Below are 17,216 nucleotides of genomic sequence, written 5' to 3' on the forward strand. Positions count from 1 at the left end.
TGTTAGGCCTCGTTGTGGAACCGGTAGCCGACATTTCGCACGGTGCCGATCAATTGTTCGTGGTCGGTGCCCAGTTTCGCGCGCAGACGCCGCACGTGCACGTCCACGGTGCGGGTGCCCCCGTAGTAGTCGTATCCCCATACCTCGTGCAGCAGCTGCTCGCGGGTGAATACCCGGCCCGGGAACTGCGAGAGGTACTTGAGCAGCTCGAATTCCTTATAGGTGAGGTCCAGGATCCGCTGGTCGATCTTCGCGGTGTAGCTCAGCTCGTCGATGCGCAACCCGGAGCGGTTCTGCGGCGCTTCCGCCGGGGCGGCGGGCTCCGGCACAGCGGAGAGGAGCAACCGGATGCGGGCCTCCAGCTCGGCGGGGACCGCCGTGGGCAGGATGAAGTCCGCGGCATGCCATTCGGAGTTCAGGATGCTCAGCGCGCCCTCGCTGGCCACCAGCAGCAGCGGAAGCTTCAGCGTTGCATGGATGACCTGCGCCAGCGAGCGGGCCGCCACCAGTTCGGTGCGGGCATCGAGGATGACCGCGTCGCATTCGGAAACCTGGCTCAGGGACTGCGTTTGCGCCGGGAGGCACTGGATCTGATGCAGTAGTAGTTCGAGCGCCGGAAGCACTTCAGCTTCGGACTGTCCGTTGTTCGTCAGGAGCAGCAGGTTCGCCACAGCGGTCTTCCTCCTGCCAGATAGATGCGAGAAAATCGTTTTTACGTGTCAAAGTATAGAGAATGGAAGAGTCCAAGCTCGCATGTGAAGTCACAAGTGCGCATAAATTACCGTCAGGAATTCTGGTTTGAGGATCAAGGTACTAATAAGCGGTCTGCTGGCTTCGGCCCTGCTCCTGGGAGCGGCCAGCCTTCACTCCGTCGAATGGGCGATGGGCGCTGTCGCGGTCATATTGCAGCTCGCGTTCGCTTACACCTGGCCCCGGCTAATCCGCGCTGAAGCGCCATGGCCGCTGACGGTCATCCTTGCCGTGTGCTCGCTCGCCTCGACCGCGGCGGTGCTGTTCATGCCGGGCGTGTCGCCGATGTCCCATGGCGTCGAAGTCATTGCGGTGGGCGTGCTGCTGGTGTTCATCAGCCAGGTGCTGCGCGGGGCCGAAGCCGAGGGCCGCATGGCCGGCACGGTCAGCGGCATCACCGGCGTGGTCATGGCGGTTCTCGGTTCGGCCTGGGCCGCCGCCGGAACCGTGAACTTCGGGTTCGCGCTGACCCTGGTCACCGTCATCGGGCTGGCCGGGGCCGGCCTCGTAGCGATGACGCGGTTGCCCAACCGCATCACCATGTTCCTGGCGCCGCTGGTATCGCTGGTGCTCGGCGCCATCGCCACCGCGCTGCCGCTGGGGATGCACATTGTTGAAGGCGTGGTGCTGGGCCTGCTGGTGGGAATCCTGGTCAGCGCCCTGCGCGCCCTGGCGCTGTCCACGCGCAGCGTGCGGAACCTGACCGGCGTGCTGGGCCTGTCCAGCGGGATCGTCCTGCTCAGCGGTGCCGCCAGCTGGTACGCCCTGGATTTGATGGTTTTCAGCTAGCGGATCGCACCGCTTGCAGCACCGAAGCCCGGGCTGCGTCACGCAGGTCGCGGTTCATGCAAAGCTCGCGCTAAGATGAAGCCATGAATGATAACTTCCTTGCACTCGAAATTTTCTTCCAGGCTCTCGTGGTCATCGCCGGACTGGGAATGGCGGGCTTCGCCGGACTGGTCGTCAAGCGTCTTTTCCAGGGCCAGAAGTAGCAAACAGCGCACACAATAGCGTGTGCGCTGTTTTTGTTTCACCAACGACTAAGGAGCGAGTGGTCCATGGCATTTGCGCTACCGACTGACCTCACCCCGGAACTGGTGCCTTTCGCCTGGCTCATTGGAACCTGGGAAGGCATGGGGCGCCTTGGAGAAGGCGAAGCTGAGGACGAATATTTCTGGCAGCAGGCCACCTTCAGCGACGTCGGCGGCCCCTACCTCGAATACCGCAGCGAATCCTGGCTCACCGACGCCGAGGGCAACAAATTGCGTCTGCTTACCGTGGAGACCGGTTTCTGGTCCCTGGATCGTGAGCAGCTCGAAGCCGATGCCGGTCCCGGCATGATTCCGGGCGACGTGTTCCCGGTGCTGCGTTCGGCGGATGACGTGCAGCAGCTGCACACCAAGGACGGATTCAAGATCCAGGCGCATATCGTGCAGCCCGGCGGCATCTCGGAACTGTACTACGGCCTGATCGATGGTCCACGTGTCCAGCTGGCCACCGAAGGGCTGCTGCGCAGCAAGAACGCCAAGCAGTACGCCTCCTCAACCCGCATCTACGGGTTGGTCAACGGTGAACTGTTCTGGCGCTGGGACGTGTCCATGGGGAATCTGGAACTCAAAGCCCATGCGTCAGCCGCGCTGAAGCGTGTTGCCGCGGACGAATCAACGAAGTAGCCATGACTGAAACTTATCGTTCCCAGCTGCTGCAGCGCGATGGCGCCGTGGAAGCCGGGGGAGTGGACGCAGGGGTTGCCGCGCACTACGGCGCGCCGACCCGCGAAGCCCGACGATTGTTCGAGGGCGAAGCCATCGCCGACCTGTCGCATTTCGACGTCCTGGAAATTACCGGAGTCGATCGTCAGAGCTGGCTGAACACCCTGAGCACCCAGCAGACCACCGCGCTCAAGCCGGGAGACAGCAGCCAGGCGCTGCTGCTCTCCATCCAGGGGCGCATCGAGCATGAGATGAAGGTGCTGGTCGACCAGGAGCGCCTGCTGCTGATCGTCGAGCCCGGCAGTGGACCGGCGCTGGCGGAGTTCTTGAATTCCATGCGCTTCATGCTCCGCGTCGAGGTCAACGACCTGTCCGCCACCCACGGGGTGCTTGCGGCCACCCGCCGCATTCCCACCGCAGGCGAGCTGGTCTGGACCGATCCGTGGCCTGGAGTCGCCGAGGGCGGCTGGGCCTACTCGCGGGACGAGCACCCGGGCGCCGAGCGCCCGTGGCTGCTGCATGTCATCGAGCTGGAGAAGCTCGGCGAGGCGGTGGGCGAGGAGCAGCTGGCCGGCATGATGTCGGTGGAGGCCCTGCGCATCGCCGCCTGGGAGCCGCGCTTCGGGGCGGAGATCGACGACAAGACGATCCCGCATGAGCTGGACTGGCTGCGCACCTCGGTGCACCTGAACAAGGGCTGCTACAAGGGCCAGGAAACAGTAGCCCGCGTGCACAACATCGGGCACCCGCCGCGCCGAATCGTGTTCCTGGACCTGGACGGCTCCATGCACACGCTGCCAGCTTCGGGGGCCGAGATCAAGCTCGGCGACCGGGTTGTCGGCAAGGTGACCTCCGCGGCGCTGCACTACGAAGCAGGGCCGATTGCGCTGGGCGTCATCAAGCGCAACGTGGACCCCGGCGAAGTGCTCAGCGTGGTGGATGGAGACAGCGTCTACCCCGCCAGCCAAGAAGTCATCGTGACCCCGGACGCCGGACAGGTGGCCGGGCGATTCACCGGATTCCTGCGCACGCCGCCCGCCAAATAGGAGGCCGGCGAAGCAGCACGAGCCGTGAAGTCTTCAGGGACTCCACGGCTCGTGCGTCGTTTAAGACGTTGCAGGCGCGACGGGTCAGCCGAAGAGGATCTTCGCCTCGTTGTAGCGCTCCATCGGCACCCGCTTGAGGTTGTTCAGGGCCGCGCGCATCGGCACGCGGTTGATCTTGGTTCCGTGCAGCGCCACCATGGTGCCCCACGCCCCGTCGACGACCGAATCCACCGAGGCCATGCCCAGCCGGGTGGCCAGCACCCGGTCGAAGGCGGTGGGCACCCCGCCGCGCTGGATGTGGCCCAACACGGTGGCGCGGGTCTCGATGCCGGTGCGCTCCTCGATCAGCGGGGCGAGCATCTCGCCGATGCCGCCTAGCCTGGCGCGGCCGAAGGTGTCAAGGCCGCGCACGGAGAAGGCCTCTTCCATGCCTTCGGGCACGAAGCCCTCGGCGACGACGATCAGCGGCGCGCGGCCGCGGTCGTGGGCCTCGTTGACCCACTGGCAGATCTGCTCCATGGTGGTGGAGACCTCGGGGATCAGGATGGCGTGGGCGCCGGAGGCCATGCCCGCATGCAGCGCGATCCAGCCCACGTGCCGGCCCATCACCTCGGCGACCATGCAGCGGTGATGCGAGTCGCCGGTGGTGCGCAGCCGGTCGATGGCCTCCACGGCGATCTGGTTCGCGGTGTCGAAGCCGAAGGTGTAGTCGGTGGCGTCCAAGTCATTGTCGATGGTCTTGGGCACGCCCACGATCGGCAGCCCGGCCTCGCACAATCGCTGCGCGCCGGCGAGGGTGCCCTCGCCGCCGATGGCGATCAGCGCGTCCACGCCGTTGTCCTTGAGCACCGCGGCGATGTTCTGCGGTCCGCCGTTTTCGCCTTCGAAGGCGTTGGTGCGGGAAGTGCCCAGGATGGTGCCGCCCTGCTTGGAGATGCCGCGCACCGCGGTGCGCGGCAGCTCGAAGAAGTCGCCTTCCTTCACTCCGCGCCAGCCGTCGCGGAAGCCGACGAATTCATGGTCGTAGCTCTTGATGCCGTTGAGCACAGCACCGCGGATCACTGCGTTCAGGCCCGGGCAGTCGCCGCCCGAGGTCATGATTCCAATGCGCATTTACCCTCACTTGGTCATGATGGGACCGAACCTGCGGCGGTGCGTGGGGGACGGGAAAATCGCTTGCCCCGTGGGGCAGCGCTGCAGGCAATCCATCTGGATGTCATTCGATATCCGCGCGCCATTGAGCATCGAGTTTGAAAAATAGTCTACGTGCTTAAGCCCACAAGGGCGAGTTTGCGGACCATGGGAGATCCGCAAACCCGCCCCGGGTTGCTGCGCCGCCTCAGGCGGTGCCGGCTAGAACTTCCTGAGCCATTTCTGCAGGATGATGCTGTCGTCCTGGGCCGGGATGAGCAGCCAGGCCACGATGTAGGCGCCGATGCCGAGCACCGGCAGCAGGAACGAGACCAGCATGATGATGCGCACGATGGTGACATCCCAGCCGAACTTGTCGGCCAGTCCGCCGGCTACGCCGCCGGCCATGCGGGCCGGGCCGCGGCGCAGCGGGATTGATCGGATCGAGTTGAAGAACTTGTCCATGTTCGGGCTCCTGGTTTTCGGGTTGGAAGACTAGTAGTTGGGGTTGGCAGGGGGTGGAAGCTCGTCATCGCGGTTGCCGCGCTTCATGGCTGAAGCGATGCCGGAAACGATCATCACGATACCTGCCAGGGCGATCAGCGAGATGAAGAACAGCGGGGTGTCCAGCGTCCAGTCGAAGATCGTGTTGCTCAGCGAGACCACGGCGACCACAACGAGAATGAGTCCGAAGACCAGGGTTCCGGTGGGGAACTTGGTCTCCCGGGTTGGTTTGGAATTCATGTGTCCATTCCTTAGAACTGCGGATTGGTGGCGTTGCCGGGGCCGGTGGATACCGTTGACTCGAAGCTGGAGAACACTCCGTCGATGTCCACGGTGAGGGTCGGTGCGTCGGCCGGCAGCTGGCGCAAGTCCTGGGGCAGCTGGCCCTCGAGGTCCGAGATGAAGACCCCGTCGCTCTTGATCTTGACCGGAACATTGTCAGGGAGTTTCAGTTCCAGCTTGGAGAAGACCGAGGAGACGTCAACGGTGGTATCCGAGGTGATGTCCTGCTTGTCGGTCAGGTCCAGGGTTGAGTTGCTGAAGACGGCGCTGTACGAATGGTCCGAACCATCGGTGTGCACCATCGACTGGTGGCCCGACGCGAGGTTGCTTCCGCCGAAGATGACGGTCAGCACCAGCAGCGGAATGGCCAGCCCCAGCAGGCCCCCGCTGGTGCGCTTGGTGGCGGAGATGAGGATCAGGCTCAGACCCACCAGAAGCAGCCCGCAGGCCAGGGCGACGGACCAGCCGTTGCCGGGCAGCTCCACGATGTTCAGGTAGTCGATGCTGAGCACCGCGGCGATCACCAGGACAGTCAGGCCCACGATGGTGGTGGCGATCCAACCCGGTACCGGAGGGGCCAGCCGCGCCCGGCGGGCTTCCTTGGCCTGCTTCGACGGGTTGGGCCGCGGCGGGTAGGCCTGGTGCTCGAACGGGGTGGTGTAGTCCGCGTCCGGCCGCGAGGTGGAGGCCGAGCCCTCCTGCGGTCCGGAGGGACCCGGTTTCTCAGATTCCATGGTGTGCTCCTCGGAAGCCGAAGTGGATGTCTGCGTGAAGTCGAATTGATCGGCGCCGGCAGGTTCATGCCCCGGAACACTTGCCTGCGCGCTGAAAGACGTGTTTTCCGAACGCCAGGTTTTTTCAACCACGGTGCCGGTCAGGGTTTCCCCTGAGCCCTGGGCCGTGTGCTGCGTGGTCCCGGCAGGTGATGAATCCTCCGGGGCCGGCCGGTAGGTAGCGCCGGGCCGCGAGCCGTCGTATTTGGTGTTGCGGCGCTTGAAGATCAGGAAGACGATGGCCGCGACGATGGCGATGGGCCACAGGATCGGGGCCAGCGAGTCCAGGAACCAGGGAGCGGGGAAGATACCGAGCACCACGGTGATGAGCGCGCCGGTCATGCCGCTGGTCCATTCCTTGTTGATGGCGCGTTCCAGGTGGATCCGGTCCTCGGTGTCCGGCAACAGCGCCCAGGCGATGCCGTAGAGCACCAGTCCCAGGCCGCCGAGGATGCTCAGGGCCACCAGCACGCCGCGCACCAGCACCACGTCGATGCCGAAGCGCTCGGCGATGCCCGCGGCGACGCCACCGATCCATTTGGATTCCTGGCGGACGATCTTCAGCTTGCGCATCTGGGCGAAGAATTTGTCTTCATGGCCCGGGCTCTGGTTCCTCATGCTTCAATTCTGGTGCAGAGGGAGCCGTACCCGCTATGAGGGGCTACCCTGATTTGTCCCTAGGGGTGCCCCCGGTTGTGCCCAGAACGCGGCGGAACCCGGCGATTCCATGCTTGACTTAGAAGCATGGCAAGCCCTGAACAGCGAAAATTCATCGTGCGCAGCGAGAACCGGTTCATTGCCGGCGTCTGCGGGGGACTGGCCGAGCACCTGAACATCCCGGTCAGCTATGTGCGCCTGGCATTCCTGGCGCTCAGCGCCCTGGGCGGCGTGGGCTTGCTGCTGTACGGGTGGCTCTGGGTCTTCACCCCCAGCGCGGACGAAACCCAGGCCGACGAGCTGCGTTCCTGGGGCGCCAAGAACCGCACCCTGGCCGAGGAGATGGCCCGCGTGCAACAGGGCCTGTTCAGCGGCCGGGAGAACGCGGTGTCGCTGAGCCGTTGGCGGGACGCGCTGATCGGTGCGGGCCTGCTCGCGCTGGCGGTCCTCGCCCTGGGCCAATGGGCAGGCTGGAACTTCCGCTGGGACCTGATCTGGCCGGTGATCGGCATCCTCGGCGGCATCCTGCTGGCCTGGATGCAGATCGACCGCAGCGCGGTGCAGCCGGACCGCAAGATCAACGCCACCCTGGTCATCCGGCTGGCCCTGGGCCTGGTGCTGGTGGTCGGCGGGCTGCTGGCCATCCTCAGCGGCACCGTGGCGGTGGCTGACCTGCTGGGCGGGTTCTGGGCGGCTCTGGCGATCATCGCCGGCGCCGTGGTGGTGCTGCTGCCCTGGGGCGCGAAGCTTTGGCGCGACTACCTGGCCGAGCGCAGCAACCGGCAGGCCACCGCGCAGCGCGCGGAATTCGCCGCGCACCTGCACGACTCGGTGCTGCAGACCCTCGCAGTGATCCAGAAGCGCAGCGAGGAGCCGGCCGCGGTGCGGACCCTGGCCAGGGTGCAAGAGCGCGAGCTACGCCAGTGGCTCTACGGCGAACAGCACCTGGACGCCGAAGACGTGGTGGTCGAGATCCAGAACGAGGCGGAGAGCATCGAGCAGCTGATGCTGCGCGACATCGACGTGGTGGCCGTGGGCAACGGCCAGGGGTTCGCCGGGCAGCAGGCGCTGGTGGCCGCCAGCCGGGAAGCCATGATGAACGCCGCGAAGCACGCCGAGGGCAAGATCTCGGTATATGTCGAATGCTCGCCGGCGCAGGTCGAGGTGTTCATCCGCGACCGCGGCGCCGGGTTCGACCTCGGCTCGATCCCCAAGGACCGGCACGGGGTGCGCGAATCCATCCTCGGGCGCATGGAACGCGCCGGCGGGGCCGCGCGCATCCGCAGCGGCCAGGACGGCACCGAAGTACAGTTGAGCATGCCGCGTGGCACTGAGCAGGAAGAACAGAAGGCATCATGAGTGAAACCACCGAACAGACCTACCGGGTGGTGCTGGTTGACGACCACGCCATCTTCCGTTCCGGGCTGCGCGCGGATCTTGCCGCGGACCTGCAGATCGTGGGCGAAGCCGGCAGCGTGGAGCAGGCCATCGAGGTGATCGAGCGCGAGCGCCCGGACGTGGTGCTGCTGGATGTCCACCTGCCTGGCGGCCGCGGCGGCGGGGGCGCGGAGGTGCTTGCCTCCTGCGCGCACCTTTTCTCCCAGACCAAGTTCCTGGCGCTGAGCGTTTCGGACTCGGCGCAGGACGTGGTGCTGGTAATCCGCTCCGGTGCGCGCGGGTACGTCACCAAAAGCGTTTCGGGCCAGGAGATCTCGGATGCGGTACGCCGGGTGGCCGGGGGAGACGCGGTGTTCTCCCCGCGCCTTGCAGGCTTCGTGCTCGACGCCTTCGGCTCCTCGGTGGCGCCGGGGCAGATCGACGAGGAGCTGGACCTGCTCACGGACCGCGAGCTGCAGGTCATGCGGCTGATCGCCCGGGGCTACAGCTATAAGGAAGTGGCCAAGGAGCTGTTCATTTCGATCAAGACCGTCGAATCGCACGTCTCCAACGTGCTGCGCAAGCTGCAGCTGTCCAACCGCCACGAGCTGACCCGCTGGGCCGTGGAGCGCAAGATCCTCTAGATGCCGGAAACCAGACAAGCCGAGGCGCCAACCTTTCCGGGTTGGCGCCTCGGCTTGTGTGGTGTTGGAAACCTACTTGGCTTCGCCCAGCAGCTTGATCATGCGGTCGACACCTTCGGCCAGATCAGCGTCGCCCAGTGCATACGACATCCGGATGTAGCCCGACGGGCCGAATGCCTCGCCCGGAACCACGGCGACCTCGGCCTGCTCCAAGATGAAGGCGGCCAGCTCGGCGCTGGTGTTGTTCACGACGCCGCGGATCTCGCGGCCCAGCAGGCCGCGGACATCCGAGTAGGCGTAGAAGGCACCGTCCGGGGTCGGGCAGTGCAGGCCGTCGATGGTGTTCAGGCCCTCGACGATGGCCAAGCGGCGGCGGTTAAAGGCGGTCTTCATCTCGTTCACGGCATCCAGCGGACCTGCCACGGCGGCCAGCGCGGCGCGCTGCGACACGTTGGCGACATTCGAGGTCGCGTGCGACTGCAGGTTGGTGGCGGCCTTGATGACGTCGTTCGGGCCGATCATCCATCCCACGCGCCACCCGGTCATCGCATAGGTCTTGGCTACGCCATTGAGCACGACCACGCGGTCTTCGAGCTCCGGCACCAGGGTGGCGATGGAGCTGAACTGCGCATCGCCGTAGGTCAGGTGCTCGTAGATCTCATCGGTGACAACCCACAGGCCGTGCTCCGCGGCCCACAGGCCGATCTCCCGGACCTGCTCCGGGGTGTAGACGGCGCCGGTCGGGTTGGACGGGGAAACGAAGAGCAGGATCTTGGTGCGCTCGGTGCGCACGGATTCCAGCTGCTCCACGGTGACCTTGTAGCCCTGCTCCGGGCCGGCAAAGATCTCCACCGGCTTGCCGCCGGCCAGCTGGATGGCTTCAGGGTAGGTGGTCCAGTACGGAGCCGGGACGATGACCTCGTCTTCGGGATCCAGCAGCGCGGCGAAGGTGTTGTACACGGCCTGCTTGCCGCCGTTGGTGATCAGGACCTGGGAAGGGGCGACCTCGTAGCCAGAATCTCGCAGGGTCTTCGCTGCTACGGCTTCACGTAGCTCGGGAAGTCCGCCGGCAGGAGAGTAGCGGTGGTTCTTCGGATCGCGGGCTGCCTGCACGGCTGCCTCGACGATGTAATCCGGGGTTGGGAAGTCAGGCTCACCAGCGCCGAATCCGATGACCGGGCGTCCTGCGGCCTTCAGGGCCTTGGCCTTGGCGTCAACGGCGAGGGTTGCGGATTCGGAAATTGCGCCGATGCGGCGAGAGATTCTAGACATGGAAGATTTCGTCCTGAAGTCAACGATGGTTGGTGATGCTTCTAGTCTAGATCCCGCGGGCGCGCTTCCCGCGCCGAACTGGAAAAATGACCTCTCACGACCAGTCCAGTGGTGACGAAAATGCGTTATGCGCCACACTGCATCTGTCCAGTTCGACATTTTGGATTTCGTTGCGTAAAGTTATTTCTCGTTGCAACGACATCGCAACGGACAAGGCATAACGCTGAATCCGACAAGATTATGCAACGGAGCATTCAGCTCTAAAGGGTAGTGGCGCAATTGGTAGCGCAGCGGTCTCCAAAACCGCAGGTTGCAGGTTCGAGTCCTGTCTGCCCTGCGCAGTAGCGATCTATCGCTCAGCGAGAATCTCACGTCACGGTGTGTTGTGGTCAGAACGGCTGCGGCACACCGTGATTGTTTCAACTGGCCAAAAAATTGAAACGAGGAACAACGTGACAGAGGCTGTAGTGAACTCGGGCAAAGGCAAGCAGAAAAAGGGCATCTTCGCCCGCATCATGCTGTTCTTCCGCCAGGTAATCGGCGAACTGAAAAAAGTCGTCACACCAACGCGCAGCGAACTCGTGAACTACTTCTTCGTTGTTCTTGGCTTCGTCGTGGTGGTCATCGCGATCGTCACAGCGTTAGACTTCGTCTTCGGGCAGGGATCGATCCTCCTGTTCACCCGGCAAGTAGAACAGTAATTTGATTGCCTCGGCGGTATAATCGCTCCGAGGCAATTTTAGTGTCATCCAGTCAAAGAAAGCAGGATCCGCAGTGTCCGACAAGGAACTCGAACCGCAGATTAATGACGAGGTCGAAAACGAGTTCGTTGAAGCCACCGGCGATCAGGTGGAGGCAGCTGAAGAAGCTGCAATCGACGAAACCGAAGAGGCAACCGCAGCGGTTGACGAATCCTTCGAGGCCCTCGTTGCGGACGTGGATGCCGATGACGCAGACGCCGAGGAAGAAGCTCCAGCAGAAGAGGACGCTGCCGACAAGGTAGCCAAGCTCAAGGAAGAATTCCGCACGAAGCTGCGCCGTCTTCCGGGCGACTGGTTCGTAATCCACACCTACGCAGGTTACGAAAACCGCGTGAAGGTCAACCTCGAAACCCGTATCCAGACCCAGGACATGGAAGATTTCATCTACGAAATCCAGGTTCCGATGGAAGAGGTCGTCGAGGTCAAGAACACCCAGCGCAAGATCGTGCGCCGTGTGCGCATTCCGGGCTACGTCCTGGTGCGCATGGAACTGACCGACGCTTCGTGGGGTGTTGTTCGACACACCCCAGGCGTCACCGGCTTCGTGGGCAACGCCCACGATCCGAACCCGCTGAACCTCGATGAAGTGTTCTCTATGCTGGAGCACACCGTGGTCGACCCGGCCGAGCAGCCAAACGCCGCGAAGCCAGGCCGCGCCCCGATTACCGAGGTCACCGTGGACTTCGAGGTCGGCGAATCGGTCATCGTCAACGATGGTCCGTTCGAGACCATGCCGGCTACGATCTCCGAGATCAAGCTGGAAGCCGCTCAGCTGGTTGTGCTCGTTTCGATCTTCGAACGCGAGACCCCGGTGACTCTGAACTTCAACCAGGTCACCAAGATCCAGTAGTATTAAGTCTTCGTGCCCCGCTTCGAGTGCTTTCGATGCGAGGGCGCGTTCGGCTGTCGCGCCACGATAGCCACAACCCGCACCACGCTCCTGTGCTGCGGGAACTGCAAGAGTAGAAGGACCCGACATGGCCCCAAAGAAAAAGGTCACCGGACTCATCAAGCTGCAGATCCAGGCAGGTGCTGCTAACCCAGCTCCTCCAATCGGTCCTGCACTTGGCCAGCACGGCGTCAACATCATGGAATTCTGCAAGGCTTACAACGCTGCCACCGAGTCGCAGCGCGGTAACGTGATTCCAGTTGAAATCACCGTGTACGAAGACCGTTCGTTCACTTTCATCACTAAGACCCCACCTGCAGCTGAGCTGATCAAGAAGGCTGCCGGCATCGCCAAGGGCTCGGGTGTTCCGCACACCAACAAGGTTGCAAACCTGACCCAGGCACAGGTTGAGGAAATCGCCACCTCCAAGATGGCTGACCTCAACGCAAACGATCTGGCTGCAGCAGCCAAGATCATCGCCGGCACCGCTCGCTCCATGGGCGTGACCGTAGAAGGCTAATAACGCCTTCGGTCATTCGCCCCATGGGTGAAGGACACTCAAGAATTCAAGAAATGGCGATAAGTTCACCCGGACTTTTCGCCCGTGGCAGGACCCAGCGCGGTCCACATGACCACGACTGCATAAGGAGATAACGCAGATGGCAAAGCGCAGCAAAGCATATGTAGCCGCCGCGGCTAAGATCGAGGCTGACAAGTTCTACGCTCCAGCCGAGGCAATCGCCCTGGCCAAGGAGATCGCTGGCGACAAGACCCACTCGACCGTTGAGGTTGCATTCCGCCTGGGTGTCGACCCACGCAAGGCCGACCAGATGGTTCGCGGTACCGTGAACCTGCCACACGGCACCGGCAAGACCGCCCGCGTGGTTGTTTTCGCCAACGGTGACAAGGCTGAGGCAGCCCGCGAAGCCGGCGCCGACTTCGTTGGCTCGGACGACCTGATCGAGAAGATCCAGGGCGGCTGGACCGACTTCGACGCAGCGGTTGCTACCCCGGACCTGATGGGCAAGGTTGGCCGCCTGGGTAAGATCCTCGGCCCACGTAACCTGATGCCAAACCCTAAGACCGGCACCGTGACCATGGATGTGGCCAAGGCTGTTACCGACATCAAGGGCGGCAAGATCGACTTCCGCGTCGACAAGCACTCGAACCTGCACTTCATCATTGGCAAGGCTTCGTTCGATGCCAAGCAGCTGACCGAGAACTACGCAGCTGCACTGGATGAGGTTCTGCGTCTGAAGCCTTCGGCTTCGAAGGGCCGCTACATCTCGAAGGCCACCATCGCTACCACCTTCGGTCCAGGCATCCCTGTTGACTCGAACGTAACCCGCGTTGAGGCCTAAGCTTTAGAGCTTATTTAAGCCCGCGGGCTCCATCACTGATCGTGATGGTGCCCGCGGGCTTTTGCATTCCCCGAGGGCATCCGCTGTTGTGCAAGCAACCTCCCAAGGTCGATCACAGGGCTGCCCCGGCGCCGTGGGTCCAGGGGAGCGGGAGAAGCCAGGCGTCGGGCCGGCCAGGAAATGGGCGGCCAAATCAAGTGCACCCTCACCCAGACGCGCCCGCAACAGGGCACGGACCTGGGATGAATCTCCGAGTGGGTGCATCCAGAAGTGGACTTTCGTGATGAGCCTCCCGGGCAGTGCGATACGCGGGGAATCGAGAGGAACGCGGACGCTGGAAACCCTCCTCAAAGCGCTAAAATCGGCCACGCTCGCATAAACATGCAAATGCGTTCAATTTTTTTCATCATGCGTTTAACCCCGTAATTTCGCGGATCTTGGAGTGTCAACCCCCGAAAACATGGGAAATTCATTGGAATTTGCCAGCTTACGGTTCTGTGTCATGGGCAAGAAATGCTACCATTGAAGCACTGATTTATTCAGCGGTGTCTGCATGGGACCCCCAAGACTATGCAGACGCTGGGTGGGTAAGTTTCCCCAAAGCTTACTCATCGACAAGTAGCCTGTATCTAGCGTCCCCCAAGTGCTAGATGCAGGCCTTGTCTTTTTAAGCAGCGGTTCAAGTGGGCGGTATCACGCCCCGACGATACCGCTGAATTTGGAAGAGGGCGTGATGCGTGCCTACAATAGAAATACCGAAGACCGTCGGTTGAGCATTTATGCTCCTAAAGGTCCGCAAGGACGACCAACGCAGGTTTCATAGATTTGATTTGACTTGAATGAGTTGAACTGCCCTGTGCTCCTGCGCGGGGCCTTTTTTATGGCCTCGCCGGTTATGAAACGGTACCGAACAAATCCCCGGAAGGAGTGTTATGGCAACCCCGAGCAAGACTGCAGCGATTGAAGAGATCACTGCTGACTTCAAAGATTCGTCTGCGGCTGTCTTGACCGAATACCGTGGGCTTACCGTTGCACAGCTCAAGGATCTGCGCCGCTCGCTTGGTCAGGAGACCAAGTACGCCGTTGTGAAGAATACCTTGACCGCTATCGCAGCGAAGGAAGCCGGCATCGAAGCATTCGATGACCAGCTTTCCGGTCCGACCGCTATCGCCTTCATTAAGGGCGATGCAGTTGCTGCCGCAAAGAGCCTCACGGAGTTCGCCAAGGCCAACGACAAGCTGGTTATCAAGACCGGTTGGTTCGAAGGCAAGGCACTTGATACGGCCGGCATCGCAGCCTTGGCTGCGCTGGAATCGCGCGAGACTCAGCTGGCACGTGTTGCTGCCGTGCTGCAGGCTCCAGCTTCCGCTGCTGCCCGCGTCGTCGACGCCCTGCGTGCAAAGCTCGAAGAGAACGGTGGCGCTGCCGCCGAGGAAGCCCCGGCAGAAGCCTAAGCTTTCGAGATTCTCTCGCAACGTAACCCATATTCATAGGCCGCAAGGCCAAAACCGAAAGGACGCCGACCATGGCGAAGCTCACCAACGAAGAGCTGCTTTCCGCATTCAAGGAAATGACCATCATCGAGCTTTCCGAGTTCGTTAAGGAATTCGAAGAGACCTTCGACGTTACCGCTGCTGCTGTTGCAGTTGCAGGCCCGGCTGCCGGTGGCGAAGCCGCTGCTGAAGAGCAGACCGAATTCGACGTAGTCCTGGAGTCGGCTGGCGACAAGAAGATCGCAGTCATCAAGGAAGTTCGCGCAATCACCTCCCTGGGTCTGAAGGAAGCTAAGGAGCTCGTTGACGGCGCTCCTAAGGCTCTGCTCGAGGGTGTTGCCAAGGACGCTGCTGAGAAGGCTAAGGAAGCCCTCGAAGCTGCCGGTGCAACCGTTACCGTTAAGTAAGTTACGCGGTCACTCGCAACTTATTACCAAGGGTCCACAGATTTCGATCTGTGGGCCCTTGGCCGTTAACTGAATGATTTCTTAGAAATAGATTTATAACGTTTCTATTAACAGCGTTTTTATAGGTTCAGTGTTTAAAGTTGGAGGCGTGCCAAACAGCGATACCATTCAGCCGCGTCAACCGGCCCCGCGCTTGGGATTACTGGACGGTCTACGTATCACCGCAGCCGTGGTCGTAGTCCTCTACCACTACACCGCATGGGGCCACAATTTCTGGGGTCAATATGCCCCCGATACTTGGCCGGTGCTCTCGACGGTCACCCGGTACGGCCAGATCGGCGTACAGCTGTTTTTCCTGATCTCCGGCTTCGTGATCCTGATGTCGATGCAGGGCAAATCGGTCATCCAATTCATCGGTTCGCGCGTGGGCAGGCTCTATCCCGCTTATTGGGTTGCCGTGCTCGCGGCAGCGCTGCTGTCTTTCGTCTTCTGGCCATCGATCGCCGACGGACGCACTCCGGCGGACATCTTGCCGAACCTGACCATGATGCAAACGGCGTTCGAGGTGCGGCATCTGGACGGCGTGTATTGGACGCTCTGGGTCGAACTGCGCTTCTACATCCTGCTTGGCATCATGCTCTTGTGCGGCCTGGTGAAGAACAAGTCGATCATGCTGCTCTCGGTGCTCTGGCCTGCGCTGGGCCTCTATCTGCACTTCACCAGCTACGTGAAACTCCAGGACTGGATCGCCGGCCCCTACGCCGCGCTCTTCGCCGCAGGCATGGTGCTCTACCTGATCTACCGCGATGGCCACAGCCTGCTGCGCTGGTTCGTCGTGGCATTCAATACCGTGATCGCGGCCTACTTCACCGGCTTGAAGGGCAGCGAAGACGCGCTGCAACTGTCGAACATGCACGTTCCCGCGTGGCACTTCCAGGCGCTGATCGTGCTCTGCGTTGGCCTGCTGGCGCTGTGCACGCTAACGCCGCTGAAACATATCCGAGCCAAATGGCTTGCCGTTGCCGGTTCCCTGACCTTCCCGCTCTACCTGTTCCACCAACTGTGGGGATGGTGGATCATCGAGCAGCTGCATGGCCAAGTGAACAAGTACTTCCTGCTGACCGGCACCGTTGCGGTGCTGATGCTGTGGTCCTATGCTGTTGTGCGATTCATCGAGAAGCCGCTGGGCCTGCGCCTGCGCAATGCAACGATCGCCGGCCTGACCAAGGCCAAGACCGCCACGCAGAAAATATTCGCGAAGCCTCCAGTGGCTATTCCGGAGTCGAAATATCAGCAATCGTGGCCTCAAAGCCGCTGACCAGATCCTGGGGATCCACCAGCAGGCCGTGCAGCGGATCCCCGCTGCCCATGGCCACGCGCTCGGGAACCGGATCGGCGAAGACGCTCGCATCGATGATCACCGGCAGTGCCGTGTGGGAGCCGAAGGGCGTAATGGTGCCGCGCACGAAATGAGTGACGGCCAACGCGGTCTCGGCATCGGGCAGCGAAAGCTTGTTGACCCGGAGCACCGCGCGGATCTTCGCCCAATCCAGTTTGCGGCCGCCCGGGATCAGGGCGAAGACGAATGAATCGTCCGATCGCTTGAGCACCAAGGTCTTGAGCAGATGCCCAGGTACCACACCCAGAAGTTCGGCGGCTTCCTCAAGGGACGTCGCCGCTGCCCGGGGAACGATGTCGATCGGCACTTCGCGGCGTGCTGCATCCAGCAGAACGCGGGTCATTGCTTCCGACGACTTCAGATCCGACATTGAAAACCCCTCATCACGTGACCGGCCCGGTCGCAGTGCAGGTGGGCAGCGCTGCGACCGCGGCATGCTTATAGCTGAGCTTAGTGCAGAAGATCCTGGCAGGCGGTGTTTGCCAACGCGACACTTGATGCCGCGCCGATTCCCGGATCGCGGGAGTACCCGTGGGATACGGCCACGGTGGGGGATAGGCAATGCAGCGGTGCGGGTGCTGAGCGGGCGCCTTCGGGCAGAAGCAATTTCCGTCAATCGCAGAAACTGCGCTCATTTGGAATCCGGAGCGCAAGATCGACGGCCTCGTGAAGCCCCTGTGACTAATCGCACGTAGGTACGGCACTCGCATTTTTCGGCCATCAGGCGTGAACTAGCTCATGCCCTCGCGGTGTAATTC

At 62.4% G+C, this 17,216-nt stretch carries 19 protein-coding genes and 1 tRNA gene; 13 read left to right on the forward strand and 7 right to left on the reverse strand.

The features are described from left to right. Positions 1-2 precede the first annotated feature (2 nt). Positions 3-671, reverse strand: a complete 669-nt coding sequence (locus DFO58_RS01400; RefSeq protein WP_053798539.1) for a response regulator transcription factor — start codon at positions 669-671, stop codon at positions 3-5. Positions 672-798: 127 nt separating this feature from the next. Here DFO58_RS01400 and DFO58_RS01405 point away from each other — a divergent pair, with 127 nt between their 5' ends. The 3 genes from DFO58_RS01405 (at position 799) to DFO58_RS01415 (ending at position 3,508) form a co-directional block, all read left to right on the forward strand. After that, positions 799-1,539 carry a hypothetical protein gene (locus DFO58_RS01405; RefSeq protein WP_147407166.1) on the forward strand — a complete coding sequence of 247 codons (741 nt, stop codon included), beginning with the start codon at positions 799-801 and terminating at the stop codon, positions 1,537-1,539. 269 nt (positions 1,540-1,808) lie between these two features. Next, on the forward strand, positions 1,809-2,423 hold the full coding sequence (locus DFO58_RS01410; RefSeq protein WP_047119701.1) for an FABP family protein: 615 nt from the start codon (positions 1,809-1,811) through the stop codon (positions 2,421-2,423). 2 nt (positions 2,424-2,425) lie between these two features. Further along, entirely contained in the window at positions 2,426-3,508 is a 1,083-nt protein-coding gene (locus tag DFO58_RS01415; protein ID WP_183043079.1) for a folate-binding protein YgfZ, read from the forward strand. A gap of 84 nt (positions 3,509-3,592) precedes the next feature. Here DFO58_RS01415 and DFO58_RS01420 read toward each other — a convergent pair whose 3' ends face one another. From DFO58_RS01420 to DFO58_RS01435, 4 genes are all read right to left on the reverse strand, one after another. Next, positions 3,593-4,621, reverse strand: a complete 1,029-nt coding sequence (locus DFO58_RS01420) for a 6-phosphofructokinase (protein WP_053798537.1) — start codon at positions 4,619-4,621, stop codon at positions 3,593-3,595. Between the two features lie 240 nt (positions 4,622-4,861). Continuing rightward, entirely contained in the window at positions 4,862-5,104 is a 243-nt protein-coding gene (locus DFO58_RS01425; RefSeq protein WP_047119699.1) for a PspC domain-containing protein, read from the reverse strand. A gap of 30 nt (positions 5,105-5,134) precedes the next feature. Continuing rightward, positions 5,135-5,383, reverse strand: coding sequence for a hypothetical protein (locus DFO58_RS01430; protein ID WP_047119698.1), 249 nt, complete (start codon positions 5,381-5,383; stop codon positions 5,135-5,137). A gap of 11 nt (positions 5,384-5,394) precedes the next feature. Further along, the gene (locus tag DFO58_RS01435; protein WP_120989127.1) at positions 5,395-6,816 is read right to left on the reverse strand and encodes a PspC domain-containing protein; all 1,422 of its coding nucleotides are present in this window, start codon (positions 6,814-6,816) and stop codon (positions 5,395-5,397) included. Positions 6,817-6,942: 126 nt separating this feature from the next. Here DFO58_RS01435 and DFO58_RS01440 point away from each other — a divergent pair, with 126 nt between their 5' ends. Together DFO58_RS01440 and DFO58_RS01445 are read left to right on the forward strand one after the other, a co-directional pair. After that, a complete protein-coding gene (locus DFO58_RS01440) occupies positions 6,943-8,214 on the forward strand; it encodes an ATP-binding protein (RefSeq protein WP_120989128.1) in 1,272 nt (423 codons plus the stop codon). Further along, complete coding sequence (locus DFO58_RS01445) at positions 8,211-8,876, forward strand: response regulator transcription factor (protein ID WP_047119695.1); 666 nt, start codon at positions 8,211-8,213, stop codon at positions 8,874-8,876. The genes DFO58_RS01440 and DFO58_RS01445 overlap by 4 nt, the downstream gene beginning before the upstream one ends. Before the next feature lie 72 nt (positions 8,877-8,948). Here the strand turns inward: DFO58_RS01445 and DFO58_RS01450 are convergent, their stop codons facing one another. After that, positions 8,949-10,148 (reverse strand): pyridoxal phosphate-dependent aminotransferase, encoded by a 1,200-nt coding sequence (locus tag DFO58_RS01450; protein ID WP_047119694.1) that lies wholly within the window; start codon positions 10,146-10,148, stop codon positions 8,949-8,951. A 264-nt stretch (positions 10,149-10,412) separates the two neighbouring features. On the opposite strand from DFO58_RS01450, the gene DFO58_RS01455 reads away from it, so the two are divergent. From DFO58_RS01455 to DFO58_RS01490, 8 genes are all read left to right on the forward strand, one after another. Further along, positions 10,413-10,485: transfer RNA gene (locus DFO58_RS01455), tRNA-Trp, on the forward strand. 115 nt (positions 10,486-10,600) lie between these two features. Beyond that, positions 10,601-10,849: a preprotein translocase subunit SecE gene (secE, locus tag DFO58_RS01460; RefSeq protein WP_047119693.1), complete on the forward strand. Its 249-nt coding sequence runs from the start codon at positions 10,601-10,603 to the stop codon at positions 10,847-10,849. Between the two features lie 73 nt (positions 10,850-10,922). Further along, positions 10,923-11,759, forward strand: coding sequence for a transcription termination/antitermination protein NusG (gene nusG / locus DFO58_RS01465; RefSeq protein ID WP_053798534.1), 837 nt, complete (start codon positions 10,923-10,925; stop codon positions 11,757-11,759). 127 nt (positions 11,760-11,886) lie between these two features. Further along, positions 11,887-12,318 carry a 50S ribosomal protein L11 gene (gene rplK / locus DFO58_RS01470; protein WP_047119691.1) on the forward strand — a complete coding sequence of 144 codons (432 nt, stop codon included), beginning with the start codon at positions 11,887-11,889 and terminating at the stop codon, positions 12,316-12,318. A 139-nt stretch (positions 12,319-12,457) separates the two neighbouring features. Continuing rightward, positions 12,458-13,159 carry a 50S ribosomal protein L1 gene (gene rplA / locus DFO58_RS01475; protein ID WP_047119690.1) on the forward strand — a complete coding sequence of 234 codons (702 nt, stop codon included), beginning with the start codon at positions 12,458-12,460 and terminating at the stop codon, positions 13,157-13,159. Between the two features lie 932 nt (positions 13,160-14,091). Further along, entirely contained in the window at positions 14,092-14,613 is a 522-nt protein-coding gene (gene rplJ, locus DFO58_RS01480; RefSeq protein ID WP_047119689.1) for a 50S ribosomal protein L10, read from the forward strand. Positions 14,614-14,684: 71 nt separating this feature from the next. Next, positions 14,685-15,059, forward strand: a complete 375-nt coding sequence (gene rplL / locus DFO58_RS01485) for a 50S ribosomal protein L7/L12 (protein WP_047119688.1) — start codon at positions 14,685-14,687, stop codon at positions 15,057-15,059. A gap of 148 nt (positions 15,060-15,207) precedes the next feature. Then, positions 15,208-16,377, forward strand: a complete 1,170-nt coding sequence (locus DFO58_RS01490; protein ID WP_053798533.1) for an acyltransferase — start codon at positions 15,208-15,210, stop codon at positions 16,375-16,377. Here DFO58_RS01490 and DFO58_RS01495 read toward each other — a convergent pair. Next, positions 16,331-16,828, reverse strand: coding sequence for a YbaK/EbsC family protein (locus tag DFO58_RS01495; protein ID WP_082123944.1), 498 nt, complete (start codon positions 16,826-16,828; stop codon positions 16,331-16,333). The two genes, DFO58_RS01490 and DFO58_RS01495, sit on opposite strands and share 47 nt — an antisense overlap. Between the last annotated feature and the right edge of the window lie 388 nt (positions 16,829-17,216).

The sequence above is a fragment of the Arthrobacter sp. AG1021 genome, from assembly GCF_003633665.1.
Lineage (GTDB): Bacteria > Actinomycetota > Actinomycetes > Actinomycetales > Micrococcaceae > Glutamicibacter > Glutamicibacter soli.